Genomic DNA, 25,992 nt, shown 5'->3' on the forward strand with positions numbered 1-25,992 from the left:
TCAGCGGGTGCCCACCGCCGCGCGGACGGCGCGGCGGGCCAGGGCGGCGTCGTCGTAGAGGCGGCGGATCATGATGCGCTGCTCCTCGCCCGCGCCCGGCACGTCGTGCAGGCGTAGCTCGCGCATCAGCACCAGGACCAGGTTGACCAGGAAGGCGTCGCGGGCCACCGTGCCGCCTGACTGGGCCAGTTGGCTGATCTGGCGGCGGGCGGCGGTGTCGCCGGAGAGCACGCTCCAGAGCACCGCGAGGTCGTAGCCGGGCAGGTACCAGCCGGCCTCCTCCCAGTCGACCAGCACCGGGCCGGAGGGGGCGAGCAGCATGTTGCCGAGCAGTGCGTCGCCGTGGCAGAGCTGGAGCGGGGTGTGCGCCAGGCCGTGCAGCAGGGCGCGCAGGTCGGCCGCGTCCCGGTCGGTGAGCTGGCCGACCGAGTGGAAGCGGGCGATCTCCAGCTGGTAGTCGAGGGGCTTGCCGAACACGTCGGTCGGCGGGCGCCAGAGGTTGAGGGTGCGGACGGCGCCGAGCACGGCGCGCACCTCGCCCGGGGTCGGCGCGTTGACCGGGTGGCGCTCGCGGGAGGCCGGGCGGCCCGGCACGCGCTCCAGCACGAGCACGCACCGGTCCGGGTCGGCCGCGACCAGGCGGGGCAGGCGGATCGGCGGGCGGTGCCGGACGAAGGCCCGGTAGACCGCCACCTCGTGGTGGAAGCGCTCGGCCAGCAGCGCGTGCTGCTCGGTGCGCAGGGCTTGCGGGGCCAGGCACTTGGCCACCACGGGGGCGCGGCCGATGGTGCCGGCGATCAGGATGTGGCGGCTGCCGTCGCGGAGCACCTGGCGCGGCAGGAAGGCGGGGCATATCCGCGAGATGTTGGCGAGCGCGGCCCGCACCCCGGGGGTCTGCAGGGTGGCGGGGTCGATCCGGTCCGGGGTGGGCTCGGTGGCGGGGCGGGCGCGCAGCAGCCGGTCGGCGCCGGGGCGCAGGCCGTACGGCTCGGGGCCGCGGGGGACGGGGGTGTGCGCCGGGAGCGCGGTGCGGCCGGCCAGTGCGCGCTGGTCGCGCAGGGCCGTGGCGGGGGAGGCACCGGGACGCGGGCTCGGGGACGGCCCCTGCCCGGCCCGGCCGCCCACCGTGGTGGGGGGGCGCAGCGCGGCGCGGGGTTGGGTGGAGGTGCCGGTGGTCGCGGAGGAGTACATGGGGTGGTGAGGATCCCTTCCTGGCCGACGGTGGCCTCAGCCTGTGAGAGCTGCCTGGGGTGGTCGCCCCGCCCGAGGGCGGCGGAGCCGGGGAGCGGCAGCTGACCCCTGCTCGCCGGACGGGGAGCAGGGCGGTGGCGGGTGGGGGACGGGGTGGAGCGCAGGCGCCGGGCGCGGAGCACGGCCGCCCGGCTGCCCGCGCCCTGGGGAGAGCGGGTGCCCGTGCCTGCCGTGGCCGTGCCCGGCGCCTCCGCGCCACCCGGCCGCGCCACCCCCTCGGATGAGGCCACGGAAGTGCCGTTGACCGACCGTCAGAACGTGGCGGTGCCAAGCCCTGACGGGGCTTCCGGCCCTCCCGAACCGAAGTTGGGGTGGCGCAGCTCTACATGACACCCGGAAGCCACTGGTACACCATGTGGCGGACCCTGGCGAACCCTGGCGAATGGTTACGTGGCACATGCCGAGAGCACTAGGGTCGGTCGCAAGCCGAGATTTCCTGGGGGCTTACACGTGAGCAAGGGGCCGAACACCAGACTCGCGGACCTCTTCGCCCTGACCGGTTGGTCCAAGGGCGAGTTGGCCCGGCTGGTCAACCGGCGCGGTGCCGCGATGGGGCAGCAGCAGCTCTCCACCGACACCTCGCGGGTGCGGCGCTGGATCGAGCAGGGGGAGGTCCCCCGCGATCCGGTGCCGAGGGTGCTGGCCGCCGTGTTCACCGAGCGGCTCGGTCGTGTCGTCACCACTGAGGACCTCGGTCTGACACGACATCGGACTCCAGGAGCGGGCGGGGCATCCCCTGACGAGCCCGGTGGGCCCTGGGAGCCGGATCGGACGGCTGCGGTCCTCACCGAGTTCACGGGAATGGACCTCATGCTCAACCGACGCGGATTGGTCGGAGCCTCGGCCGCGCTCACGGCCGGGGCCGTCATCGCCGACAACCTCTACGACTGGCTCAGCGGGCACGACGTGGCGTACGCCGCCGGCCGCCCCGGCCCCCGGAAGGTCATCACGCAGGGCGGCGGACGCCCGGCACTGGACGTGTACGAGCCCGGGCCGGTCGGCCCGGACGAAGTGGCGGCGCTGGAGAACGCGGTGGACATCTTCCGCGCCTGGGACGCCTCCCGGGGCGGCGGCCTCCAGCGCAAGGCCGTGGTCGGCCAGTTGAACGAGGTGGGCGGGCTGCTCACCCACGACCTGCACCCGGCGGTGCGCACCCGGCTCTGGACGGTGGCGGCCAACCTGGCGGTGCTGGCCGGCTGGATGTCGCACGACGTGGGCCTGGAGCCCACCGCCCAGCGGTACTTCGTGATCGCGGCCCAGGCCGCCAAGGAGGCGGGCGACCGCCCGCGGGCCGGGGAGGCGATCTCCCGGGCCGCCCGCCAGATGATCCACCTCGGCCGGGCCGACGACGCGCTGGAGCTCGTCCAGCTGGCCCAGGCCAGCGGCGGCGAGCAGGCGCTGCCCCGGACGCGGGCCATGCTGCACACCGTGGAGGCCTGGGCGCAGGCCGCGATGGGCCGCTCGGAGGCCGTCCGCCGGGTGCTCGGCGAGGCCGAGGAGCTGTTCGTCCGGGAGGCCGACGGGCCGGCCCCGAGCTGGATGCAGCTCTTCAACGAGGCCGAGCTGCACGGGATGGAGGCGCTGGTCTACCGCACCCTGGCCGAGCACGACCCCGGCGCCGCCCGGCTGGCCGAGCAGCACGCCCGGCTGGCCCTGGAGCTGCGCGAGCGCACGGGCATGGAGCGCTCCACGCTGTTCGACCGGATCACGCTGGCCTCGGTCTACTGGATCTCCGGCGAGCCGGACGAGGCCCAGGTGCAGGCCAAGCTCGCGCTGGCCCTGATCGGGCAGACCTCCTCCACCCGCACCTGGGACCGGCTCCGGGAGATGTACCGCCTCTCCGGGCGCTACCAGGGCGAGGCCGGGGTGGCGGAGCTGCGGGCGCAGATCGAGGGCGCGATGCCGAGGCGGCGCCGGCCGGTCTGAGGCCGGTGGGTGAGCGCGGTACTGCCCCGGATTGCTCCGGGCACGAAGAAGGCCGAGGCGACAGGGGTGCGCCTCGGCCTGTTCACGACTCTCCCACATCCCGGGCCGGCCGGCGGGCCGTTCCGACAAATTCGCTTGATACGTCCCAGGGGCATATGCATTTCGGCAGGTTGTCGGCCTTGTGTGCGTATAAGGCCCTCAGGCGGTAACCTTCGGTGATTCCGGCGCCCGGGCGCCCACCGCAGGACCCACCAGACCCCCGGCGACGGAAATCCCGTTGCCACTACGATCGCCGCAACGGATGCTGACCTCATGTTCGAGCCAGTGATAGCACCCAGTGCCAGCCTCCTCGGCCTCCTCCAGCGAGGCCGGGGTGACGGTCAGTTGCATGCGCTGGCCGCCGACCGCACCGAGGCGATCGCCGCGCTGGAGCACTGCGTCACGAGCGACCCCAGGGCCGACTGGCAGCTGGAGAACAGGTCGCTCTACTACGCACGCCTCTACATGGAGCTGGAGGCACCGCTCAGCGGTCTGGAGCTGCACCTGCACGCCCCCGAGGACGCGCTGGACGACAGCGAGAGCCGCACCGGCCTCACCCTCGCCGTGCTCGGCCACCTGGCCGGCTACGGGCGGCGCGACGCGCTCGACCTGCTGCGCGGCTACGTGCTGAGCGGCAGCAACTGGGCCTGGGCCCTGGACGAGCTGGCGCTGCGCGACGACGACCAGGCGCTGCTCTCGCTCGCCCCCGCCGTGCTGGCCCGCTTCCCAGCCGACGAGGAGGGCGAGGCCGAGCTGCGCGCCGCCGTCCGCGCCGCCTACGAGCCGCGCCCCTGGCACCTCTGGGCCGCCCACCACCCGCGGGTGGCCGCCGCCACCGAGCAGTCGCCCTTCGACCTGTGGCAGCGCCAGCTCAACCGGGCCGGTGTCACCCCCGGCTGGAGCACGGTGGACGTGCTCGCCTGGGCCGACACCCCCGCGCACCAACCCGGCGACACCCGGGGCGTGGCGCGCCGCGGGGCCGCCGCGGCCCGCTGCCTGGCCGCCGTGGTCCGCCCCGAGGACCGCCCGATCGTGCTCGACGCCGCCCGGGCCGGCGCGCCCGGCGGCAGAGTCGCCGCCCTGCGGTACCTGCTGGACCAGCAGGACGAGGAGACGGCCGGCCTGATCGAGCTCGCCGCCGCCGACGTGGACCACCGCATCGTGGCCGCCGCCCTCGACCTGGTCGGCCGGATGCGCGGCCCCGCCGCCCTGGCCCACGCCCGCCGCTGGGCCGACCCGGCCACCGGCGGCGCCGACAGCGCCCTCGGCGAGGCCGCCGTCCTGCTGCTCGCCGACGCCGGCGAGCCCGGCGACGGCCCTCGGGTGGTCGCGGCGCTGCGCCGCTGGATCTCCGTCCACGGCGTCACCGGCGCCGGCCTCGGCACCCTGGTCGACGGCGTCGGCCGGCTGGCCGCCGCCGGAGCCGTCTCGGCCCTGCGCCACGTCTACGGCGAGGCCGCCTCCTCCGAGCTGCGCGGCCGGGCCGCCCAGGCCCTGGCCCGGGTCGACGGCTACTTCGCCCGCGGCATAGCCGTCGAGTGCCTCTGGGACTGCGAGGAGACCACCCGCGAGCTCGCCGCGCGCCACGTCGCCACCACCGGCGACGTCCGCGTCCTCGAGCGGCTCCGCCGCCTCGCGGCCGATCCGGCCGAGGAGGCCGAGGTGCACGCCGCCGTCCGGGGGCGGCTGACCGCGCGGGACAAGGCGGCCTGAGCGGCGCAGCGGCGCACGGCGCTTCGCGGGTGGGGTGCCGGGCTTCGGTTCCGGGGCGTTAGGCGTCCCACCTGACATTGGGTGGCCGTCGGCGATGCGTGATCGTCGACCCGCTGGGGCATGATGGGCCGGACGCCGTCCGCCGCCTCTTCGAACCCGGAGTGCCCGCCCGCATGAACCGCTCCCGCACCCTCGCCCGCCTCGCCGTCCCGGCCGCCGCCCTGCTCGGCGCCCTCGCGCCGGCCGGCCCGGCCCTCGCCCACGTCGAGGTGGAGCCCGCGACGGCGCAGGCCTTGGCCGTCGGCGCGGTGGTCGGCTTCAACGCTGAGGGCGAATCGGACACCGCCGGCATCACCAAGCTCCAGGTCGTCCTCCCCACCGGCCTCGCCCCGGCAGACATCACCCTCGCCGAGGGCCCCCAGGGCTGGCAGCTCACCCCCGGCCCCGACGGCTACACCCTCACCGGCACCGCCCTCGCCCCGGGCAAGGCCGCCGACTACAAGATCAAGGTCCGCCAGCTCCCCGACGCCAAGGAGCTGGTCTTCAAGACCCTGGTCACCTACTCCGACGGCCACATCGACCGCTGGATCGACCTCCCCACCGGCGGAGCCGAACCCCAGCACCCGGCCCCCATCCTGAAGCTCACCCCCGCCGCCGCAGGAGCCACCCCCCTCCCGGTCGCTTCCGCCTCCGCCACGGCCACCCCGTCCTCCGCCGCCCCGTCGGCGCCTGCCACTCCGGCGCCGGCCACGACGGCCTCGGACAGCAAGTCCTCCTCCTCGAACTCGGGCACCGTGGTAGGCGTAGTGATCGCCATCGTGGTGGTCGCGGTCGGCGGCATCTTCTGGTGGCGCCGCCGCTCCTCCGGCAACTGATCGAGTCCCGCAGCAGCGAGTTGCGGGTCACCGCTCGACAGGTGCGTGGGCCTGGCGGTACCAGCGGTGGTGGACGATCGGCTCGACGGACAGCATCGCCGCGCCCGCCACTGCGCCGATCAGCAGGGAGGCCCACCCGCCGTGGTGGAGGAGTGCGGCGAGGCAGGCGGCGGCGATGGCCAGGGGGCGCAGGAGGGTGAGCGGGCCGAGGCCGATGACCGTGGCCAGGGTGCCGGCGCGGAACGGCAGCACGAAGTAGGCGGTCAGCGAGAGCAGGACGGCGGCGGCGTAGGCGGTGAGCGGGAGCAGGTAGCCGAGTCCGCCGGCGGTCAGTGCGGCGTAGGCGTGGTCCGGGGCGGCGGCGGTGAGCAGGTGGAGGGCGGCGGTCAGTGCCGGGGCGAGCAGCAGGACGGCTCCGACGGCCAGCCCGCGTAGGGCGGCGCGCGTGTTGGCGCGGTGTTTGCGGATGCGGGCGTCGCGGCCGGCGTAGGCGCGGAAGCCGCTGAAGGCCGCGTCGACCAGGCCGAGCGCGGCCAGGGGGAGAGCGGGCGTCATCGGGTGGCCCGGGTGAAGTGTTCGGGGCCGAGGAGTCGGCGGGAGGCGCGGCCGAGGGCCTGGCGCAGGGGGGCTTCCAGCTCCGGGCGTAGGCCGAGGACCGGGCGCAGGGTGGTGCAGAAGGGGTTGGCGGCGCGGCGGGGCTCGTAGAGCAGGGGCCGCAGGCCCGAGGCGGTGGCGGCTCGTAGCAGGGACTCGTCGCTGTGGGCCCGTCGGGCGGAGGCCACGCCGTCGTGGCGGCCCAGGGGGTGGCGCATCCGGGCGCGGTGGAACATCCATGCGCCGATGGGGGCGAGGCCGGTCGCGGCGATGTCGTAGTGGCAGAACGCCAGGGCGGGGGAGGCGCCTTGGGCCCGGAAGAAGTCGGTCAGCGCGGGCTCGGGGAAGTGGTGCAGGACCCCGGTGGAGATGTACACGGTGGCGGGCTCGGGCAGGGCGAAGGCGTTGCCATGGACGAAGCGGCAGTCGAGCCCCTCCTCGCGGGCCAGGCGGGCCGCCTCGCCGACCAACGCGGCGTCGAGGTCGACGCCGACCAGTTCGACGTCGGGGGCGAGTGCGTCGGTGGCGGCCAGCCAGCGGACCAGGTAGCCGAGCCCGCAGCCGATGTCGACCAGGCGGTACGGCCCGGGCCGGCCGGTGGCCCGGATCGCGGTGAAGAGCGGGTCGAGCAGGTGGACGAGGCGTTCGCCGATGCGGAGTTCCTCGCTCAGGCGCTGGAGCTCGGTGTGCACGCTGATCAGCAGGCGGTCGACGGCGTCCGCGTCCAGGATGCCGTCCCGGTCGGCCGGCAGGCCCGCCACGATCCGCGCGGCCCGGTGGTCACCGTTCGCGCGAAGCCGCTCGACCACCTCGGAACGCCGCACCGGCAGCCGCCGGCCGTTGTCCGGGTCGACCGCGGTGATCAGGTCGGAGATCTCCAGCTGGGGCACACGCAGCACTCTACGACGGCAGGGTGGGGATCCGTTCCGTCCGGGGCGGCCGGTCAGTGGGTGGTGAGGCGGGTGTGGAGGGCCTCGGCGTCCGGGAGGAACCAGAGCTGGCGGCCCCGGTTGCTCTCGAAGACGAAATCGCGCAGCGCCGTGCTGGTGTCCAGGTAGGACTGGATCTCGCCGAGGACGGCGAGGCCCAGGCGGTAGGTGGCGAACTTCTGGACGACGGTGCCCGCGAGGCCGGTCCGCAGCTGGAAGAACTCGGGTGGCAGGCGTTCGACCGGGAGGGCGACCCACTCGGCGCCGAGGCCCATGGCGTCGCCGAGGAGGTCGGTGGCCGCGCGTTCGTCGGCGATCGGCGGGCCGTCCGGGGCGCAGGCGAGGACGGGGGTGTCGGCCAGGTGCCGGAGGTGGTCGGGCATGGCGGGGCTGCCTTCCGGAGGGGTCAGGTGGGGCGGTCGACCAGGGAGTGGATGATGTGCAGCAGGTCGGCGGTGCTCTCCAGATCGCCCAGGACGATGAGCTTGAGCGTGGCCCGCTCCTCGTCGTGGACGGCCTCCACCCGTAGGCGGCGGCCGCCCTCGCCGGTGCTCGCGCTGAGGGCGGCGGCCGCGACGGTGTTGGTCAGGCGGGCCGCCGCCGGGGTGTCGACGCCGTCGATCTGGACGATGCTCGACACCTCGGCGTGGTGCCCGGCTTGGGCCGGGGGAGCGGGGGTGCCGGTGAAGGCGGCCAGGTCGGCCCGGCTGATCCGGTACTGGCGGCCGACCTGGCTGGCGCCGAGCCTGCCGTCGCGGACGTACCCCCGGACGGTCTTCACGTGCAGGCCGAGGAGCTCCGCCACCTGCTCGACGGAGTAGTACTGCTGCTCGGGCATGACGGACCCACCACTCCTGCTCATGTTCGCTGTTCTTCCCTCACGTTACCTCAACGTGGCGGATCGAGGGAAGGTGAGGGAGTCAGAGGGAGGGGAGGAGGGAGAAGCGCAGCGGGGTGCCGGGGCGGACCTGCGCCGCTGCCGCGAGGTCGGCGGCGGGCACCACGCCGATCACGGGGTAGCCGCCGGTGGTGGGGTGGTCGGCGAGGAAGACCACCGGGCGGCCGTCGGCCGGCACCTGGACGGCGCCCAGCACCATGCCCTCGCTCTCCAGCTCCGCGGTCCGGGCGCGGGCCAGGGCCGGGCCCTCGGTGCGGAGCGCGATCCGGTTGCTCGCGGCGGCGACGCGGTAGCGCCCGCGCTGGAGAACGGCCAGCGCGTCCGGCGCGAACCAGTCCGCGCGGGGCCCGGGCCGCAGTCGCAGGAGGAGTTCTTCGGGCGGTCGTGCGGACGGGGTGAGCCCGTCTGCCGCGCGCCCGAACTCGCCCCAGGTGGAGGCTTCTTGGGCTTCTTGGGCGAGCCAGGCGGCGCCCTTCGCCGGGGTGGGCGCCGCCGGGGCGAGTGGGGTGCCCACTGGCAGCTGGTCGTCGACTCGGAGCGGCGCGGGGCCGAGGCCCGAGAGGAGGTCGGCCGAGCGGCTGCCGAACGCGGGAGGGACGGCGATGCCGCCCGCCACCGCCAGGTAGCTCCGGACGCCATGGGTGGCGGCGCCGATCTCGATCACCGAACCCGCCCCGACGGCGATCGCCGCGCCCCAGGCAGCCGGCCGACCCGCGACCCGGACCGGCGCCGGGGCGCCCGTGACGGCCACCAGCACCGGTGCCAGCGCCCGCAGGGCCACCCCGCCCAGCGTGGTCTCCAGGCCGGCCGCCCCGGCGGGATTGCCCACCAGACGGTTGGCCGCCATCAGGGCGGGGGCGTCGAGCGCGCCGCCGCGCGGCACCCCGAGATGGGCCACCCCACGGCGTCCGAGATCCTGAACCGTCGTCAGCGGCCCCGGCCGCAGCACCACCAGCACGTCGTCGACCCCTCTCCGCCCCTCAGTATCGACCACGGGCGCAGGCCGGCGCCGCTCGCCCGGGTCGTGGGGCGGGCGCGGTCGTCCTAGGTTGAGGGGAGGGGGAAGGCGCAGCGGCGCGAGGAGGCGGAGCGATGTCCGTCGTGGAGTCGGAACCGAAGGTCCAGGGCGGGGCGAAGGCGCTGGACGAGGAGAAGCAAGGGGCGTTCGCGGGGCGGATGCTTCAGATGATCAATGATTCCTGCCTGGCCCTGATGACCGGGCTGGGGCACGAGAGCGGGCTGTTCGACGTGATGGCGGGGTTGGAGCCGGCCACCAGTGCGGGGGTGGCGAAGGCGGCCGGCTTGGACGAGCGGTACGTGCGGGAGTGGCTGGGGGCGATGGTCACCGGCGGGGTGGTGGAGTACGAGCCGGTGCGGGGCACGTACCTGCTGCCGGCGGAGCACGCGGCCTCGCTCTGCCGGGCGGCCGGGCCGAACAACCTGGCGCGGATCGCGCAGGATCTGGGCATGCTGGCCGAGGTCGAGCAGCAGGTGCTGGCGGCGTTCCGGACGGGGGCGGGGGTGCCGTACTCGGCGTACCCGAGGTTCCAGGCGATCCAGGCGGAGGAGTCGGGCGAGGTGTTCGACCTCGCGCTGGTGGACGGGATCGTGCCGCTGGTGCCCGGGCTGGCGGAGCGGCTGCGGGCGGGGATCGACGTGGTGGACATCGGCTGCGGGCAGGGGCACGGGGTCAACGTGCTGGCCCGGGCCTTCCCGGCCTCGCGGCTGCGCGGGCTCGACCAGTCCGAGCAGGGCATCGCGGCGGCCCGGGCCGAGGCGGCCGAGTGGGGGCTGGCCAATGCGGAGTTCGAGGTCGGGGACAGTGCCGAACTCACCGGCGACTACGACCTGGTGACGGCCTTCGACGTGATCCACGACCTGGCCCGCCCGGCGGAGACCCTCGCCGCCGTGGCCGGTGCGCTGCGCGAGGACGGCGTCTTCCTGATGGCCGACATCTCGGCCTCCAGCCGGTTGGAGGAGAACATCGGGCACCCGCTCTGTCCGGCGCTCTACGCCTTCTCGGTCTTCTACTGCATGAGCGTCTCCCTGGGGGAGGGCGGCGCCGGCCTCGGCACCGCCTGGGGCGAGCAGACGGCGCTGCGGATGCTGGCGGAGGCGGGCTTCGGCCGGGTGGAGACCCGGCGGGTGGAGGACGACATCCTCAACGTGTACTACCTCGCCAGGCGCTGAGCCGTCGTCACCAGCGGCCTGGAGCCCCGGTCCAGCGGACCGGGGCTCCAGGCCGCTCGGGCAGCCGTGTCCGCACGTTCTGTCAGAAGCCTTGACACAGGGGTGAGCCGGGCCGTTCGATGGCCCTCGCCATGTTCGATCAAGTCGAATTTTGGCCGATCATGTTCACTTCTGGGGATCGGTGTCAGGGATGGGGAAGCGGATGGCGACCAAGCGGAATGCGCGGCTGCGACAGGTGGCCGTGGCAGCCGGAGTGCTGGTGGCGGCGGTCGGGGTGGTGCCGCCCGCGAGCGCCGACGCGGTGGCACCCCTGCTCCAGGTGCCGCCGATGGGGTGGAACGCCTGGAACACCTACGGCTGCAACGCCACCCAGGCGCTGGTCGAGTCGGTCGCCGACGCCATGGTGGCGAACGGCATGCGCGACGCCGGCTACCGGTACGTCAACGTGGACGACTGCTGGATGACCCGGGACGCGAGCGGCAACCTGACCGGCAACTCCAACTACCCCGACCTGAAGGGGCTCGGCGACTACCTGCACGCGCGCGGGTTCAAGTTCGGCATCTACGAGTCGCCCGGCGCCAAGACCTGCGCGGGGTACTCGGGCAGCGCCGGGCACGAGGTCAACGACGCGAACACCTTCGCCTCCTGGGGCGTCGACTACCTGAAGTACGACTACTGCCAGACCGCCCCCTCGCTCTCCGCCCAGGTGGACACCTTCGCCACTATGCGCGCCGCGCTGCGCGCCACCGGCCGCCCGATCGTCTTCAGCATCAACCCGAACAGCGGCAGCAACACCGGCGCGGGCGTGACCCGGAGCTGGGGCGAGGTCTCCGACCAGGCGCGCAGCACCGAGGACATCGGGAACCAGTGGTGGGGCCAGAGCTGGCCCAACGGCATCGCCAACATCGTCAGCGAGAACGCCACCCTGGCCTGGCGGGCCCAGCCGGGCTCGTTCAACGACGCCGACATGCTGGAGGTCGGCAACGGCGGGCTGAACGCGACCGAGGAGCAGACCCACTTCGCGATGTGGGCGATGATGGCCTCGCCGCTGATCGCCAGCGCCAACCCGAGCAGCATCAACGCGACCTCGCTGGCCCTGCTGAAGAACCCGCGGCTGATCGCGATCGACCAGGACACCCTCGGCCTTCAGGCCCGGGTGATCGCCGGCACCCGGCTGGTCAACTCCTCCGGCTCGCTGACGCTGGCCAAGCCGCTCGCCAACGGGGACGTGGCGCTCGCGCTCTACAACGGCTCCGACAGCGCGCAGACCCTCGGCACCTCGCTGGCCGCCGTGGGCATCCCCGGCACCGGCACCTGGACCGACCAGTACACCGGCGCGGTCGCCCAGAGCGGCGCCGGCTCGATCTCCGTCCAGGTGCCGGCCCACGGCACCGCCGTGTACCGGGTGACGGCGCCGGGCGCGCCGGCCGGCTGGTACTCCGCGCTGGTCACCCCTTCGGCGGCGGCGCAGACCTACGAGGCCGAGGACCCGGCCCGCTCGATCGTGGCGGGCCGCTGGACGGCCAACTCGGGCGCCGTCTTCTCTGCCTGCCCGGTCTGCTCGGGCGGGCAGAAGGTGAGCTGGATCGGCGGCACCAACAAGCTGTACCTGAACGGGATCTACGCCCGGAACGCCGGCACCTACCCGGTGACCGTGCGGTACGTGAACGGGGGCGGCGACCGCGACGCCTCGGTCTGGACCAACGGCCAGAACCTGCAGAAGGCGACCTTCCACGGCAACGGCAACTGGAACTCGACCCAGACGGCCGTGGTCAACCTGCAGCTGAACGCGGGCTACAACACCGTCAGCTTCGGCAACGAGTACGGCGGCTGGGCCCCGGACATCGACGCGATCTCGGTGCCCGCCACCGGCTGAGCCGGCGTACGGCCCGTCAGCCCCGGGTCGGGGTGAACCTGACCCGGGTGCCCGGGGCGAGCAGGGCCGGCGGCTGCCGGGTCTCGTCCCAGAGCGGGGTGGCCGTGCGGCCGAGCAGCTGCCAGCCGCCGGGGCTGGGGCGCGGGTAGACGCCGGTGTAGGGCCCGGCCACCGCGACCGAGCCGGCCGGGACCGCCGGGCGTGGGGTGGCCCGGCGCGGCAGGTGACGGCCCTCGGGCAGGCCGGTGAGGTAGGCGAAGCCCGGGGCGAACCCGCAGAAGGCGACCCGGTACTCGGGCGCGCTGTGGATCCGGACGGCGGCCTCGGGCGAGACGCCCCAGAGCGCGGCGGCCTCGGCGAGGTCGGCGCCGTCGTAGACGGTGGGGAGCTCGACCAGCGGGCCATCGGCGGGCGGCCGGTCGGGCAGCCGCCAGCCGGCCAGCAGCCGGGCGAGGCCGGCCCGGTCGGCCAGGCCGTCGAGCAGGACGGTGCGGGCGGCCGGCACGATCTCGGTGATCGCGGGGAGCTCGGCCCGGCGGGCGAGCAGCTCGGCGTAGAGCGCGGCGACCCGGCCGGGGGAGTCTGCGGTGAGCAGCAGCGCGTCCTCGCCGACCGCCCGGAGCTCGAACGCCCGGAGGTCCTCCGGGGGGAGGTCCCCAGGGCTGGAAGGTGTGCTCACGCGAAGGCCTCGACGCGGACGCCGGCCGAGGCGAGGGCGCCGCGGACCCGCCAGGCGAGCTGGGCGGCGCCCGGGGTGTCGCCGTGGACGCAGAGCGAGCGGGCCTGGACGGAGACGAGTTCGCCGCCGACGGCGGTCACCTGGTTGTCGCGGGCCAGGCCGACGGCCCGGGCGATCACCGCTTCGGGGTCGTGCACCACGGCCTCGGGGTCGCGGCGCGGGACGAGGGTGCCCGACCAGGTGTAGGCGCGGTCGGCGAAGGCCTCGGTGACCACGGGCAGGCCGACGCCCTCGGCCACCATCAGCAGCCGCGAGCCCGGCAGCCCGAGCACCGGCAGCGGGCCGTCGCAGACCGCCCCGGCGCGCAGCACGCCCGCCACCACGGCCTCGGCCTGCTCGGAGTCGGCCACCACGCGGTTGTAGAGGGCGCCGTGCGGTTTGACGTAGCTGACCCGGGAGCCCGCCGCGCGGGCGAAGACCTGGAGCGCGCCGATCTGGTACGCGATTTCGTCGGCCAGCTCCTCGGAGGGTACGTCCATCGCACGGCGGCCGAAGCCGGCCAGGTCGCGGTAGGAGACCTGGGCCCCGATCCGGACGCCGCGTTCGGCGGCCAGCGCGCAGACCCGGCGCATGGTGGAGGGGTCGCCCGCGTGGAAGCCGCAGGCCACGTTGGCACTGGTCACCACGGAGAGCAGCGCCTCGTCGTCGGTCAGGGTCCAGCGTCCGAAGCCCTCGCCGAGGTCCGCATTGAGATCGATCACCGCACCGGCCACGCCAGACCCGCCTCCCGCGCCACGCTCCTGGGGGTGATGGTAGGGCCTGCCCGGTGGTGCCCACGCCACTGACCCAGGACCGGGGCGGCCGCCGGGGCCCGCAGCCTCACCCGACCGGCCGAGCGGGCCCGGGGCGCCCTCCCGGCCGGGCCTCAGCCGGCCGGACGGTACGGGTGCGAAGCCTCCAGCCGCCGGATGCCCCGCAGCACGATCAGCAGCGGCAGCGCCCCGATCACCCCGAACGACATGTCGATGAATCGCCAGTAGAGCGGAATGCCCCGGAGCGGCCCGCAGATCAGGGCCAGCGGGATGATCCCCGCGCAGGCGATCAGCGCCCAGCGGATCACCCAGACATTGCGGACCGGGTCGCGCAGCGGCCCCCAGAAGGCCACCGCGATCACCAGGTGGGCGAAGGCGAGCCAGTCGGTGCCGTACGCGAGGAAGGGGTAGCGGTCGTCGGTCTCGGCGATCCCGTCCCGGACCCGGTCCACCCAGCCGGCCAGCGCCGGGACGTGCTCGGCGAGCGGCGAGCCGTCCACCGCGGCGGCCAGCCAGCGGGTCTCGTGCTGGAGCGGGAAGGCGGTCAGGCCGCTGAGCACCAGGCAGACGATGAAGATCCAGAGCCAGCGGCGGACAGTGCGCCGGTCCCGTTCGATTTCGCTCATGGCGGGCACTCTAGACCTAGATTTGAACGTGTTCAATTCTGCGGGACAAGAGGTGCGAGCAGGCTCGTTTCGGACCTTGTGGGTGCGAACCCCTAATCTTGTCCACCGTGACCGCCATCGCAGAACAGCCCGCCGACCTCGGGCTCCGGCCGCCCGCCGGGGCAGCCGCCCGGCCCGCGCCCGGCCCCGCCGCCGACGAGGGCCTGGCTCGTCGGCTCAAGGCGCTGGCCTGCACCGCGCCGCTGCACGACCTGGAGAGCCGCAAGGTCAACCTGGCCGGCGAGTACTCCTCGTACGCGATGGCCGAGGTCGGCCTGGCCGTGATCGACCTGGTCACGCTCAACATGGACTTCGACACCGGGGCCGACCGCGAGATAGTGCTGGGCCGCCTGCTGCCGCGGGTCGCCGCGCAGAACCCGCACCGGCCGGGCGCCGAGCACGAGCGGGTCGCCCGCTGGGTGCTCGAATCTCTGATCAACGTGGGCTCGGTCGACCGCGGCTTCCGCGCCGTCTACGGCACCTTCGGCGCCGACGGCAGCTACGTGCGGCGCGACTACGACTTCAAGCTGCTCGAGGAGGTGCCCGGCCCGGACGGCGGGGTCTACCTGCGCTCCACCGACGAGGCCGTCAACGTGCTGGTCGGCGCGCTCGACACCGACGTCACCTCCGCGCAGATCGCCGCCGAGGTCAAGCTGGAGGTGCTGATCCGGCGCGGCCGCCTGGCCGACGCCCAGCTCGCCGCCGAGCAGGCCCGGTACCGGACCGTCCAGTACGCGGAGACGCTGCGGCGCGCTCTGGAGGCGACCCGGCGCAACGTCCGCGCGGTCGACTGGATGCAGGCCATCCCGGACATGATCGACGAGGCCCTCGACCACATCGCCGACCGGTACCGGCACGAGAACGCTATCCTCACCAACATCCGCAAGGCCCGGGACGAGGCAGAGGACACTGAGCACAAGCGCCGCGCCGCCGAGCTGGTCGACATCGTCAAGGACTGCATCCGGCGGCACACCCAGCTGCAGACCCGCCTGCTCGAGGCCGGCCCGCTGTTCCGCGCCGAGCAGGACCGGCAGGCCTTCGCCGCACCCACCGCGAGCAGCGGGGTCGACCTCTACGGCCAGCTGCTGGCCCCCGTGCTCGGCCTGCCGATAGCGCAGGCCACCCGGCCCACCGACGCCTTCTTCCGGCGGGGCATCGGCCTGCGGACCCCGGTCGCCGTCCGGGTCACCGACCTGGTCGACCTGCTGCTCACCCCGCCGGTGGAGCGCGAGCACCTCGGCGCCGAGCTGCCCGACCCCGATCTGGTCGCCACCCCGGACGACAGCCGCTTCTCCGAGGCCCAGCTGGAAGCCGCCCTGGAGCTGCTCGACCTCCCGGCCGACGCCCCCCGCCGGCTCTCCGGCCTGCTGGCCGAGGCCCGGCGCACCGACCCCGAGCTGCCGTACCTGGTCGCCCTGCTCGCCGTCCACGCGGCCAGCCCGCCGGTCGGCACGGCGTACCGGCAGGGCGAGGAGCGCCTGCTCTTCGCCGTCGACGACGGCACCCGGCTGGACGACCCGGAGTTCGGCGGGGCGGACCTGATCGTGGGCAGCGCACTGCTCGACGCCGTCGGGATGGCAGCGGACCGAAAGGACAACCTCTAGTTGCACTATCAGGGGCGCGAGGAACGGCGCGGCCGACCATGCACCCTGGTGTACGTGTGTACGGTGCCGCACTTGCACTGTCCGTTGACGGTGCAACTGGCTCCCTGCGGTAGCTGACACCGACGCTTCTTCCGATTTCGCGCAGTTCCCCGCGCCCCTGAAAACCCCCAAGGACCCCACACCGTGAACTACTACTCAGAGACCGAGAGCGAGCCGGCTCCGGCTGCCGCGTTGACCCCCGCCGATGTGGCGGATGCGGCGCGGCTGGTGTCGTTCGGGTTGCAGGCGAAGCTGCTGCCCGCGCGGGATGCGGAGTACGGGGAGCTGGTGCGGCGGTACCGGGAGGACCCGGGGTTCGCCCGGCTCGCGGACGCGGTGGCGACCGGGATGGGGCTGGTGGTCCTGGAGGTGTCGCCGCGGGCCGGGATGGCGGTGGCGGCGGCCGAGGACTCGGTGTTCGCGGTGCGGATGGGCGACTACTCGCGGCGGGCGGCGAGCGAGTCCACCGACCGGTTCCTGCACGGGCTGGCCCACCTCGCGGTGGCGGCGATGGCCTTCCCGCGGCCGGAGGACCTGGCGGACGACGGGTACCTGGGGCGGATCACCGTGAACGGGGTGGACGCCTTCGTCCGGCAGGCCTGCCGGCGGCTGGAGGAGCAGGCGGACGCGGAGGGGGCCAACACCGACCCGGCCAGCGACGCGCCGGGGCTGGAGGCGGCCTGGCGGGTCTGGGCCCGCCGCAGTGCGACCGGTGCGACCAAGGACGCTCGACGGCTCTCCGGGTCGACCATCGGGATCGTCTCCAAGGCGGTGCTCTTCCTGGTCGACTCGGGCTTCCTGCAGAAGACCTCGGACGACGCCGGCGGCACCTACCGCACCACCGCCCGCTACCAGCTCCAGGTCCGCGACCTGGCGGGCAGCGCGGCGATGGCCGAGCTGCTCGACCTCGGCGTCGTGCCGGTCAGCGACGGCACCGCCACGCTGCTCCCGGCCGACCATTCGGAGGAACTGGTCGCCGACGCCGGCCTGCCCTTCCACTCGCTGTAAGGCGGCGGGCCCGACCCCGTCCTAGCCTGGCCCTACGGGGGCAGGTGCGGACGGCGGAAGGTGGCGGTCGTGAAGGAGCCCGAGGAGTCGAAGGCCGAGCCCGGCGCGCCGGAGTACCGGCCCTACCGCCACCCGGCGGCCGGGTGGGGCGCGGCCAAGAGCGTCACGAGGTTCCTGGTGCGCGCGGGCGAGTACGTGGACGGGCCGCGCGCGGTCATGAAGATGAACCACGAGGACGGCGGGTTCGACTGCCCGGGCTGCGCCTGGCCGGACGACCTCAAGGGGCTCAAGCTCGACCTGTGCGAGAACGGGATCAAGCACGTCACCTGGGAGATGACCCGCAAGCGGGTGGACCGGGAGTTCTTCGCGGCGCACACCGTCACCGAGCTGAGCGGGTGGAGCGACTTCGCGCTGGAGGACCAGGGCCGGCTGACCGAGCCGGTGGTCTACGACCCGGCGAGCGACCGGTACGTGCCGATCGGCTGGCAGGAGGCCTTCGAGCTGGCCGGCCGGGCGCTGCGGGAGCTGGCCGATCCGGACCAGGCCGCGTTCTACACCTCCGGGCGGCTGGGCAACGAGGCGACCTTCCTGTACCAGCTGATGGCCCGTGAGCTGGGCACCAACAACCTGCCCGACTGCTCGAACATGTGCCACGAGGCCAGCGGCCGGGCGCTGCAGGCCGCCCTGGGCACCGGCAAGGGCACGGTGGACCTGAAGGACTGGGAGAGCGCGGACGCGCTGTTCATCCTGGGGGTCAACGCCGCCTCGAACGCGCCCCGGATGCTCACCGCGCTGGCCGAGGCACACAAGCGCGGCGCGCAGATCGTGCACGTCAACCCGCTGGTGGAGGCCGCCGCCCGGCGCGCGATCATCCCGCACGACTTCGTGGACATGGCGCTGAACCGGGCCACGGCCACCAGCACGCTGAACGTCCAGCCGCGGATCGGCGGCGACATGGCGCTGCTGCGCGGCATGGCCAAGGCGATCCTGGCGGAGGCCGAGCGCGATCCCAAGGCGCTGGACCAGCTCTTCATCGAGCGGCACACCAGCGGGTTCGAGGCGTACCGGGCGGTCTGCGAGGCCACCTCCTGGGCGGAGATCGAGCGGCAGTCCGGGGTGGACCGGGCGCAGATCCTGAACGTGGCGCGGGTCTACCGGCAGGCGGACCGGTCCATCGTCAGCTGGTGCCTGGGCGTCACCCAGCACGAGCATGGGGTGGACACCGTCCGCGAGATCGTCAACCTGCTGCTGTTGCGGGGCAACCTGGGCCGGGAGGGGGCCGGGCCCTCGCCGGTGCGCGGGCACAGCAACGTGCAGGGCAACCGCACCTGCGGGATCGACCACCGGCCCACCGAGGAGTTCCTGGCCCGGCTCGACGAGGTCTGCGGGATCACCGCGCCGCGCGCGCACGGCAAGGACACCGTGGCCACCATCGAGGCGATGCGCCGGGGCGAGGTCAAGGTCTTCGTCGGGATGGGCGGCAACTTCGCGCTGGCCGCGCCCGACACCCCGTACACCTACGCGGCGCTGCGCGCCTGCGAGCTCACGGTGCAGGTCAGCACCAAGCTCAACCGCAGCCACCTGGTGCACGGGCGGCGGGCGCTGATCCTGCCCTGCCTGGGCCGGACCGAGAAGGACGTGCAGCGCGCCGGGGAGCAGGCCACCTCGGTCGAGGACTCGATGAGCATGGTGCACCTCTCCCGGGGCATGAAGCGCCCGGCCTCGCCGCACCTGCTCTCCGAGCCCGCGATCGTCGCGGGCCTGGCCCGGGCCGCGCTGCCGGAGAGCCGCACGCCCTGGGCCTGGTACGTGGAGGACTACGACCGGATCCGCGACACGATGGCCGAGGTGCTGGACGGCTTCGAGGACTTCAACCGGCGGGTCCGGCGCCCGCTCGGCTTCCGGATCAAGCAGCCCGCCCGCGAGCTGGTCTTCGGCACCCCCACCGGCCGGGCGGAGTTCTCCGCCGCCCCGCTGCCGGACGTCGTGCCCGCCCCGGGCACCCTCGCGCTCGGCACGATGCGCAGCCACGACCAGTGGAACACCACGATCTACTCCGAAGACGACCGCTACCGGGGCATCAAGAACCTGCGCACCCTGGTCTTCATGAACCCGGACGACATGCGCGAGCGCGGGGTCGGCGAGTTCGACCCGGTCGACATCACCGCGACCGCCAAGGACGGCTCCACCCGGTCCGTCCAGGGCTACCTGGCCGTCCCGTACGACATCCCGCGCGGCTGCGCGGCCGGGTACATGCCGGAGCTGAACGTGCTCTGCGCGATCGGCGACTTCAGCACCCAGAGCGACCAGCCGATCATGAAGCACCTCAAGGTCACCGTGGTCCGCTCGCCGGCCTGACGGGCTCAGCCGCCGTGCAGGAAGCGGTCGAGCAGCAGGTAGGCGCGCTGCTCGCCGGCGGCCAGCACCGCCGGGTCGACGCCCGCCTCCCACAGCTCGCCCGCCGCCGCGTCCTCGGCCTCCCGCAGCTCCACCAGGGCGGCGGCCAGCCGGACCTGGACGGCGGGACGGCCGGGCCCGGTGCCCGGCCGCTCGCGCAGTGACCGCTCGGCGGCCTCGGCCGCCTCGGTGCAGGCGGACAGCGCGTGCTCCACCCGGACGGCGGCCCGGTCGTGGACCACCACCAGCGCGCAGAGCAGGCCGAGAGCGATGCCGAGCAGGCTGCCCAGACCCCGGTCGAGGACCAGGCCCTCGGCGGCGGCCGGGGTGGCCAGCTCGCTCATCAGCAGGGCCAGCGGCGTGACGAAGACGACGCCCAGCGCGTAGTTGCGCACCACGAAGTACTCGAGCAGGAACTCGAGCAGCACGATCACCAGCACCAGTGCCACCGGCCCCGGCCCGGTCGCCAGCACCGCGACGGCGATGCCGAGGCCGGCCAGCGTGCCGAGGGTGCGCTGCAGGGCCCGCTGGGCCGTGGTGCGCACGTTGACCGAGTGCAGGACGGCCGCCGCCGCGATCGCCGCCCAGTAGCCGTGACCGAGCCCCAGCGCCAAGGCCAGCGCCCCGGCCACGCCGGTGCCGAGCGTCATCCGCAGCGCCGGTACGGCGAAGACGCCCAGCCGGCGGGTGTGGCCGCCCAGGAGTTCGGCCGTGCGCCGGCCGACGGCCCCGGCCGGTGGCAGCGGCGCCCGTACGGTGACCGGGCCGGCGGAGACCGACAGCCTGGCCAGCAGCACCGGAGCGCCGCCGCGCCGGGTGGTCAGGAGGCGCACCTGCGAGCGCAACCGGACGGCGAGCGCCGCCGGGTCGCCCGGCGGGCGGTGCGCCGAGCGGATCAGCAGCGACCAGGAGAGATCGGTGAGCCGCAGCGGCACCCCGCCGCGGACACCCCGCTCCCCGGCCGTGGGCGGCTCGGTGCCCAGCGTGCCGTAGGCGCCCAGCACGGCGGCGGTCGCCCGGTGGCGGGCGCGGGTGTGCGCGGCGGTGCCCGGAGCCGTCTCGACCAGGTCGGCCAGCGCGCGCAGTGCGGCGGCGACCGCCAGGCGCTGCGGCCGGTCGGGGTGCCAGAGCCGACCGGCGAGGGAGAGCGCCCAGGCGGTGGCGGCGCCCACCGCGGCGGCCGTGGTCTGCGGGAGGACGTCCGCCCAGGTGGGTGTGGAGTTCGCGGCGACCGCGAAGGAGAACAGCAGCAGTACGGCGCCCAGCCCGCTGAGCCGGGCGGCGTCGCAGGCGAACTTCGCCGCCCCCGCGACGAGGGCGGTGGCGGCCACCACCACGGCGGCGCCCCAGCCACCGGAGCGGGGGTCGGCCCAGACGGCGAGGGCCGAGCCGCCGCCGACCGCCGCGGTCATGGCCAGGGCCACCAGGGCCAGCACCCGGGCCCGCCGCCGGTAGGCCAGATTGCGCCCGAAGGTGGTGGTGAAGGCGCCGAGCATGGCGTAGACGGCCGTCCCCGGCCGGCCGGCCAGGGCGATCGGCAGGGCCGGCAGCGCCATGGCCAGCGCCGCCCGGACGGCGAACAGCAGTGCGCCGTCCACCCGGGTCAACCCGAGGGCGCCCCGCAGGGAGAGCACTCGCGTGATCCCCCGCGCCGACAGCCGCCGGGCTCCGGCGGGGGCGGCGGGCGGGAAAAGCGGTGAACCTGGCATATCCGGTGTATACCAGGTGGCCGCCGCCCGGCCCCGGGGCGGCGGCCGGGCGGCGGGCGGGCGGGCCGGAATGTCGCGATCACTCGATATCCTCTGCTGAGGCCAGGCGCTCCCGCCGGTCGATCGAGAACAGGAAGAGTGCGCAAGGTGTACGAGCTCAACCGGGTCCGCCTGTACTCCATCGGACCTGCGGGCGCCCGCTACGCCGACACGGTGCTCGACCTGCGCGGGGTCGGCGAGCCGGTGGCCGATCCGGCGCCGCAGCAGCCCGGGCTGTTCGGCGAGGAGCCCGAGGGCCCGGCCCGGCGGCCGGCGCCGGCCGGGGTGCTCTTCCTGGAGAACGGCGGCGGCAAGTCCGTCCTGCTCAAGCTGATCTTCTCGGTGATGCTGCCGGGCCACCGCAACACCCTCGGCGGGGCCAGCTCCGGCGTGCTGCGCAAGTTCCTGCTGGCCGACGACTGCGGGCACGTGGCGCTGGAGTGGCAGCACACCGTCACCGGCGAGCTGATCGTGGTCGGCAAGGTCAGCGAGTGGCGCGGGCGCCAGGTCTCCTCCGACCCGCGCAAGTTCGCCGAGACCTGGTACTCCTTCCGCCCCGGCCCCGGCCTGACCCTGGACGCGCTGCCGGTGGCCGAGCGGGTCAGCCTGGCCGACCAGAAGGCCCGGGGCCGGCGCCGCACCATGAAGGGCTTCCGCGACGCCCTGACCGAGGCCGGCAAGGCCTACCCGTACCTGGACCTGGTCTTCGAGGACGGCCACGACCGCTGGACGGAGCACCTCGGCGAGCTGGGCCTGGACCCGGAGCTGTTCCGCTACCAGCGCGAGATGAACGCCGACGAGGGCGAGGCGGCCGGCCTGTTCGCCGTCAAGCACGACGCCGACTTCACCGACCTGCTGCTGCGCGCCGTCACCGACACCCGCGACACCGACGGCCTGGCCGACCTGGTGCACGGCTTCGCCGCCAAGCTCGGCCGCCGGGCCGAGCTGACCGCCGAGCGCGACTTCACCGCCGGCTCGCTCGACCTGCTGCAGCGGATCGTCGAATCCACCACCGTCCGCGAATCCGTCCGCGAGACCCACCGCACCGCCGAGCGCCGCACCCGTCGGCTGGCCCAGGCGCTGACCGTCCGGGCCGGGGCCGAGCGCGAGCGGGCCCAGGACCTGGCGATCGAGGTGGCCGCCGCCGCGAGCGCGGTGACGGCCGCCGAGGCCGACCGCACCCGGCACTCGCTGATCACCGCCGAGCTGACCCACCGGCACGCCACCCTGGGCCTGGCCGCCGCCACCGCCGAGGCCGCCGGGCTGCGCCGCGAGCTCACCGAGGCCCGCACCCTGCACTCCGCCTGGCAGGCCGCCGAGGCCGTGCTGCGCCACCGCGCCGCCGCCGACCGGGTGACCCGGGTCGCCGAGGCGATCCGGGAGGCCGAGCTGGACGCCGCCCCCGCGCTCGCCGCCCGCTCGCGCGCCGCCGGCGCGCTGGCCCGCGCCCTGGAGACGGCCGCGCTGGCCGCCGAGACCCGGGCCGACCAGGAGGAGCTGCGCGCCGAGGAGCTGCAGCAGGACGGCACCGGCGCCCACGCCGAGGCCACCGCCGCCGCGACCGCCGCCCAGAAGGCCCGCAGCGAGGCCGAGCACCTGCGCCAGCGCCTGGCCGAGGTCGAGCAGGAGACCCAGGCGGCCGTCGAGGCCGGCTGGATCGACGGCAGCACGGAGGAGCCCGATCCCGCCCGGGCCGCCCTGCACGCCTCCGACGCCGAGAGCGAGGCCACCGCCGCCCTGGAGCAGGCCCGGGCCGCCGCCGAGGCCGCCGCCGCCCGCCTGCGCGAGACCGGCGCCGCCGAGGCCCGCGCCGAGCTGGCCGCCGCCCGGGCCAGCGACGCGTACAAGGACGCCCACCGCGCGCTGGCCGCCGAGCAGCGCACGGCCGCCCAGCTGGCCGCCGAGCCGCGGCTGGCCGAGCTGCTGGGCCTCACCCCCTACCGCGAGGGCACCGAGGAGGGCGAGCTCACCCCCGCGATCCTCGACAGCACGGCGGAGGACCTGCGCGAGCAGCTGGACACCGCGGTGGCCACCGCCGAGCGCACCCTGTTCGACCTGCGCACCGCCGCGGCCGACGACTCCCGGATCCTGGCCGCCCTCGGCGACGGCGGCCTGCTGCCGCCCGGCCCGGACGTGCTGGCCACCGTCGAGTACCTCGGCGAGCACGGCATCCCCGCCCTGCCCGGCTGGCGCTACCTCGCCCAGTCGGTGGACCCGGCCGACCACGAGGCGATCCTGGCCGCCCGCCCCGAGCTGGTGGACGGCGTGGTGGTCACCGACCCCGCCTCGCTGGAGCGGGCCCGCGAGACGCTGCAGGCAGCCGCTCTGCTGCCGCGCTCCACCGTGGCCGTGGGCACCGCCGCCGCGCTGATCGCCCCGATCGCCGACGAGCCGCCCTTCTTCCTGGTGCCGCCGAACCCGGCCATGCACGACGAGCACGCCGCCGACGACGAGCGCCGCGAGCTGCGCGCCCGGGCCACCGCCCGCGAGGAGCACATCCGCGAGCTGGCCGCCCGGCTCGGCGCCGACCGCGCGCTGACCGCCCGCCTGGCCTCCTGGCAGGAGCAGTGCCCGCCCGGCACCCTGGCCGAGCTCACCGAGGCGGCCCTGGCCGCCGCCGCCCAGGCCGAGACCGCCGCCGCCGAGCTCACCACGCTGCGCGCCGAGCACGCCGAGGCCGAGACCGACCACGCCGCTGCCGCCGCCGCCCACGAGGAGCGCCGGGAGGCCGCCCAGCGCACCCGCCGCCGGGCCGACGCACTGGCCGGCCTGGCCTTCCGGCTGCGCGAGCGGGCCAACTGGACCCGCCGGCAGCGCGAGCTGGCCGAGGACGCGGCCGAGTGCGACCGCCGCCAGAGCGTCTGCGCCGAGCGGGCCCGCACCTGCGACGAGGACCGCCGCGCCGCCCAGCGCGCCGCCGACGACGCCCGCCGCACCGCCCGCACCCTGCGGGCCGAGCGCGCCGAGCTCTCCGTCACCGAGCTGCCCGACTCCGAGGAGACGGCCTCGGCCTCGCTGCCCGCCCTGCGCGAGGCGTACCGGGCCGCCTCCCAGCTGTACGAGAAGGTCGGCGTCGGCGCCGACCTGCGGGCCGAGCAGGCCCGGGCCGAGGGCGACGAGGCGGCCGCCGCCACCGAGCTGGACCGGCTCACCAACAAGGTGCGCACCCGGGCCGAGGAGCTGCTGGCCAGCCCCGACGGCGCCGACGGCCCGGCCCGCCAGGCCGCCGCCGGGCGCGCCGAGGACCTGGTCGCCACCATCGAGACCCGCTCGGCCACCGCCAGCGAGCAGCTCGGCCGACTGCGCGGCGAGGCCGAACGCTCGGCCCCCGCGAGCGGCGAGTCGCACACCGAGCTGCCCGAGGAGCTCGTCCCGACCGACCCCGAGCACGCCCAGGCCCTGCTGCGCACCGCCACCTCCCTGCTGGCCGAGCGCCGCGAGCGCCTGGAGTCGGCCCGCCTGGAGCTGGCCGACCTCCAGCGCACCCTGGACGCCGCGCAGAGCGCCGCCGCCGACTTCGACGAGTCGGCCGCCCAGCTGCGCGACGGCCTGCGCGACCACGCCCCGGAGGAGCCCGAGCAGGCCGTCGAGGCGTACCTCGGCTCGCTCGCCGAGGCCAGGTCGGCCGCCGCCGAGAGCCGCCGCACCCTGCGCGGGGCCGCCACCGAGCTGACCGCCGCCGAACTGGCCGTCCGGGACGCCTCCGACGGCCTGATCCGGCACGCCAACGCGGCCCGGTACGAGGCCGTCCGCACCCCCGCCCGCCAGCAGATCCGCGAGCTGCCCGCCGCCGCCCTGCCCGACCACGCCGCCGCCTGGGCCGCTGCCTTCGCGCCCCGGCTGCGGGTGCTCACCGACGAGCTGGCCCAGCTGGAGCGCAACCGCGGCTCGATCGTGGACCGCCTGCGCGGCCTGGTGGAGAGCTCGCTGGCCACCCTGCGCGCCGCCCAGCGGCTCTCCCGGCTGCCCGAGGGCCTGGGGGAGTGGTCCGGCCAGGAGTTCCTGCGGATCCGCTTCGAGGACCCGGACCACGCGCTGCTGGTCGAGCGCCTCGGCGAGGTGATCGACGAGGCCACCAGCGCCGCCGTGCGCAAGAACAGCGACCTGCGCCGGGACGGCATGTCGCTGCTGCTGCGCGGGGTCGCCGCGGCGATCGGGCCCAAGGGCGTCAGCGTGGAGATCCTCAAGCCGGACGCGGTGCTGCGCGCCGAGCGGGTCAGCGTGGGCCAGATGTCGGACGTGTTCTCCGGCGGCCAGCTGCTCACCGCGGCCATCGCGCTCTACTGCACGATGGCCGCGCTGCGGGCCAACGACCGCGGTCAGTCGCAGCTGCGGCACGCGGGCACGCTCTTCCTGGACAACCCGATCGGCCGGGCCAACGCGACCTACCTGCTGGAGCTCCAGCGGGCGGTGGCGGACGCGCTCGGCGTCCAACTGATCTACACCACCGGCCTGTTCGACACCACGGCGCTGGCCGAGTTCCCGCTGGTGATCCGGCTGCGCAACGACGCCGACCTGCGGGCCGGGCTGAAGTACATCTCGGTCGAGGAGCACCTGCGGCCGGGCCTGCCCGCCCCGCAGGACCCGGACGGCCCGGTGATCCACGGCGAGATCACCGCCACCCGGATGTTCAAGCGGCCGGCCGAGGCACCGGTGGAGTGACCTGGGCGAACGAGGGGAGTTGAAGAACTCTTCACATTCATAGATCCTGTAGCCGGAGCCGCCCGCGCCGGGCGGCGGCCAGGATGG

At 75.1% G+C, this 25,992-nt stretch carries 19 protein-coding genes; 9 read left to right on the top strand and 10 right to left on the bottom strand.

Annotated features, from left to right (window positions below; translation table 11 throughout):
- Complete coding sequence (locus tag CFP65_RS33835) at positions 1-1,191, bottom strand: aminoglycoside phosphotransferase family protein (RefSeq protein WP_254552706.1); 1,191 nt, start codon at positions 1,189-1,191, stop codon at positions 1-3.
- A gap of 510 nt (positions 1,192-1,701) precedes the next feature.
- Between CFP65_RS33835 and CFP65_RS33840 the strand changes: the two genes are divergently transcribed.
- The 3 genes from CFP65_RS33840 (at position 1,702) to CFP65_RS33850 (ending at position 5,804) form a co-directional block, all read left to right on the top strand.
- Positions 1,702-3,177 carry a hypothetical protein gene (locus tag CFP65_RS33840; RefSeq protein ID WP_104819757.1) on the top strand — a complete coding sequence of 492 codons (1,476 nt, stop codon included), beginning with the start codon at positions 1,702-1,704 and terminating at the stop codon, positions 3,175-3,177.
- A gap of 312 nt (positions 3,178-3,489) precedes the next feature.
- Entirely contained in the window at positions 3,490-4,929 is a 1,440-nt protein-coding gene (locus tag CFP65_RS33845; RefSeq protein WP_104819758.1) for a hypothetical protein, read from the top strand.
- A gap of 173 nt (positions 4,930-5,102) precedes the next feature.
- A complete protein-coding gene (locus CFP65_RS33850) occupies positions 5,103-5,804 on the top strand; it encodes a DUF1775 domain-containing protein (RefSeq protein ID WP_104819759.1) in 702 nt (233 codons plus the stop codon).
- Between the two features lie 27 nt (positions 5,805-5,831).
- Here CFP65_RS33850 and CFP65_RS33855 read toward each other — a convergent pair whose 3' ends face one another.
- The 5 genes from CFP65_RS33855 to CFP65_RS33875 all read right to left on the bottom strand — a co-directional run bounded on the left by CFP65_RS33855 (position 5,832) and on the right by CFP65_RS33875 (position 9,219).
- On the bottom strand, positions 5,832-6,359 hold the full coding sequence (locus CFP65_RS33855; protein WP_104819760.1) for a hypothetical protein: 528 nt from the start codon (positions 6,357-6,359) through the stop codon (positions 5,832-5,834).
- A complete protein-coding gene (locus tag CFP65_RS33860; RefSeq protein ID WP_104821317.1) occupies positions 6,356-7,288 on the bottom strand; it encodes a class I SAM-dependent methyltransferase in 933 nt (310 codons plus the stop codon). The genes CFP65_RS33855 and CFP65_RS33860 overlap by 4 nt, the downstream gene beginning before the upstream one ends.
- 53 nt (positions 7,289-7,341) lie before the next feature.
- The gene (locus tag CFP65_RS33865; protein ID WP_104819761.1) at positions 7,342-7,710 is read right to left on the bottom strand and encodes a DUF4180 domain-containing protein; all 369 of its coding nucleotides are present in this window, start codon (positions 7,708-7,710) and stop codon (positions 7,342-7,344) included.
- A gap of 23 nt (positions 7,711-7,733) precedes the next feature.
- Positions 7,734-8,165 carry a helix-turn-helix domain-containing protein gene (locus tag CFP65_RS33870; protein WP_104819762.1) on the bottom strand — a complete coding sequence of 144 codons (432 nt, stop codon included), beginning with the start codon at positions 8,163-8,165 and terminating at the stop codon, positions 7,734-7,736.
- Between the two features lie 82 nt (positions 8,166-8,247).
- Positions 8,248-9,219, bottom strand: coding sequence for a biotin-dependent carboxyltransferase family protein (locus CFP65_RS33875; protein WP_174805596.1), 972 nt, complete (start codon positions 9,217-9,219; stop codon positions 8,248-8,250).
- A 182-nt stretch (positions 9,220-9,401) separates the two neighbouring features.
- On the opposite strand from CFP65_RS33875, the gene CFP65_RS33880 reads away from it, so the two are divergent.
- Together CFP65_RS33880 and CFP65_RS33885 are read left to right on the top strand one after the other, a co-directional pair.
- Entirely contained in the window at positions 9,402-10,415 is a 1,014-nt protein-coding gene (locus CFP65_RS33880) for a class I SAM-dependent methyltransferase (RefSeq protein ID WP_371682558.1), read from the top strand.
- A gap of 202 nt (positions 10,416-10,617) precedes the next feature.
- Positions 10,618-12,291, top strand: a complete 1,674-nt coding sequence (locus CFP65_RS33885) for an alpha-galactosidase (RefSeq protein WP_158702493.1) — start codon at positions 10,618-10,620, stop codon at positions 12,289-12,291.
- A gap of 16 nt (positions 12,292-12,307) precedes the next feature.
- Here the strand turns inward: CFP65_RS33885 and pxpB are convergent, their stop codons facing one another.
- The 3 genes from pxpB to CFP65_RS33900 form a co-directional block, all read right to left on the bottom strand.
- Positions 12,308-12,970 (bottom strand): 5-oxoprolinase subunit PxpB, encoded by a 663-nt coding sequence (gene pxpB, locus CFP65_RS33890; protein WP_104819766.1) that lies wholly within the window; start codon positions 12,968-12,970, stop codon positions 12,308-12,310.
- Entirely contained in the window at positions 12,967-13,743 is a 777-nt protein-coding gene (locus tag CFP65_RS33895; protein WP_254552707.1) for a LamB/YcsF family protein, read from the bottom strand. Before CFP65_RS33895 ends, pxpB begins: the two co-directional genes overlap by 4 nt.
- Before the next feature lie 152 nt (positions 13,744-13,895).
- A complete protein-coding gene (locus CFP65_RS33900) occupies positions 13,896-14,408 on the bottom strand; it encodes a hypothetical protein (RefSeq protein ID WP_104819767.1) in 513 nt (170 codons plus the stop codon).
- Positions 14,409-14,524: 116 nt separating this feature from the next.
- Between CFP65_RS33900 and CFP65_RS33905 the strand changes: the two genes are divergently transcribed.
- From CFP65_RS33905 to CFP65_RS33915, 3 genes are all read left to right on the top strand, one after another.
- Positions 14,525-16,051 (top strand): hypothetical protein, encoded by a 1,527-nt coding sequence (locus CFP65_RS33905; RefSeq protein WP_104821319.1) that lies wholly within the window; start codon positions 14,525-14,527, stop codon positions 16,049-16,051.
- 183 nt (positions 16,052-16,234) lie between these two features.
- A complete protein-coding gene (locus tag CFP65_RS33910; RefSeq protein WP_104819768.1) occupies positions 16,235-17,098 on the top strand; it encodes a hypothetical protein in 864 nt (287 codons plus the stop codon).
- 69 nt (positions 17,099-17,167) lie between these two features.
- Entirely contained in the window at positions 17,168-19,456 is a 2,289-nt protein-coding gene (locus CFP65_RS33915) for an FdhF/YdeP family oxidoreductase (RefSeq protein WP_254552708.1), read from the top strand.
- 5 nt (positions 19,457-19,461) lie between these two features.
- On the opposite strand, the gene CFP65_RS33920 is transcribed toward CFP65_RS33915, so the two are convergent.
- The gene (locus tag CFP65_RS33920; protein ID WP_104819770.1) at positions 19,462-21,204 is read right to left on the bottom strand and encodes an FUSC family protein; all 1,743 of its coding nucleotides are present in this window, start codon (positions 21,202-21,204) and stop codon (positions 19,462-19,464) included.
- Positions 21,205-21,351: 147 nt separating this feature from the next.
- On the opposite strand from CFP65_RS33920, the gene CFP65_RS33925 reads away from it, so the two are divergent.
- Positions 21,352-25,905, top strand: coding sequence for a hypothetical protein (locus tag CFP65_RS33925; protein ID WP_104821320.1), 4,554 nt, complete (start codon positions 21,352-21,354; stop codon positions 25,903-25,905).
- Positions 25,906-25,992: the final 87 nt, after the last annotated feature.

The organism is Kitasatospora sp. MMS16-BH015 (assembly GCF_002943525.1).
Lineage (GTDB): Bacteria > Actinomycetota > Actinomycetes > Streptomycetales > Streptomycetaceae > Kitasatospora.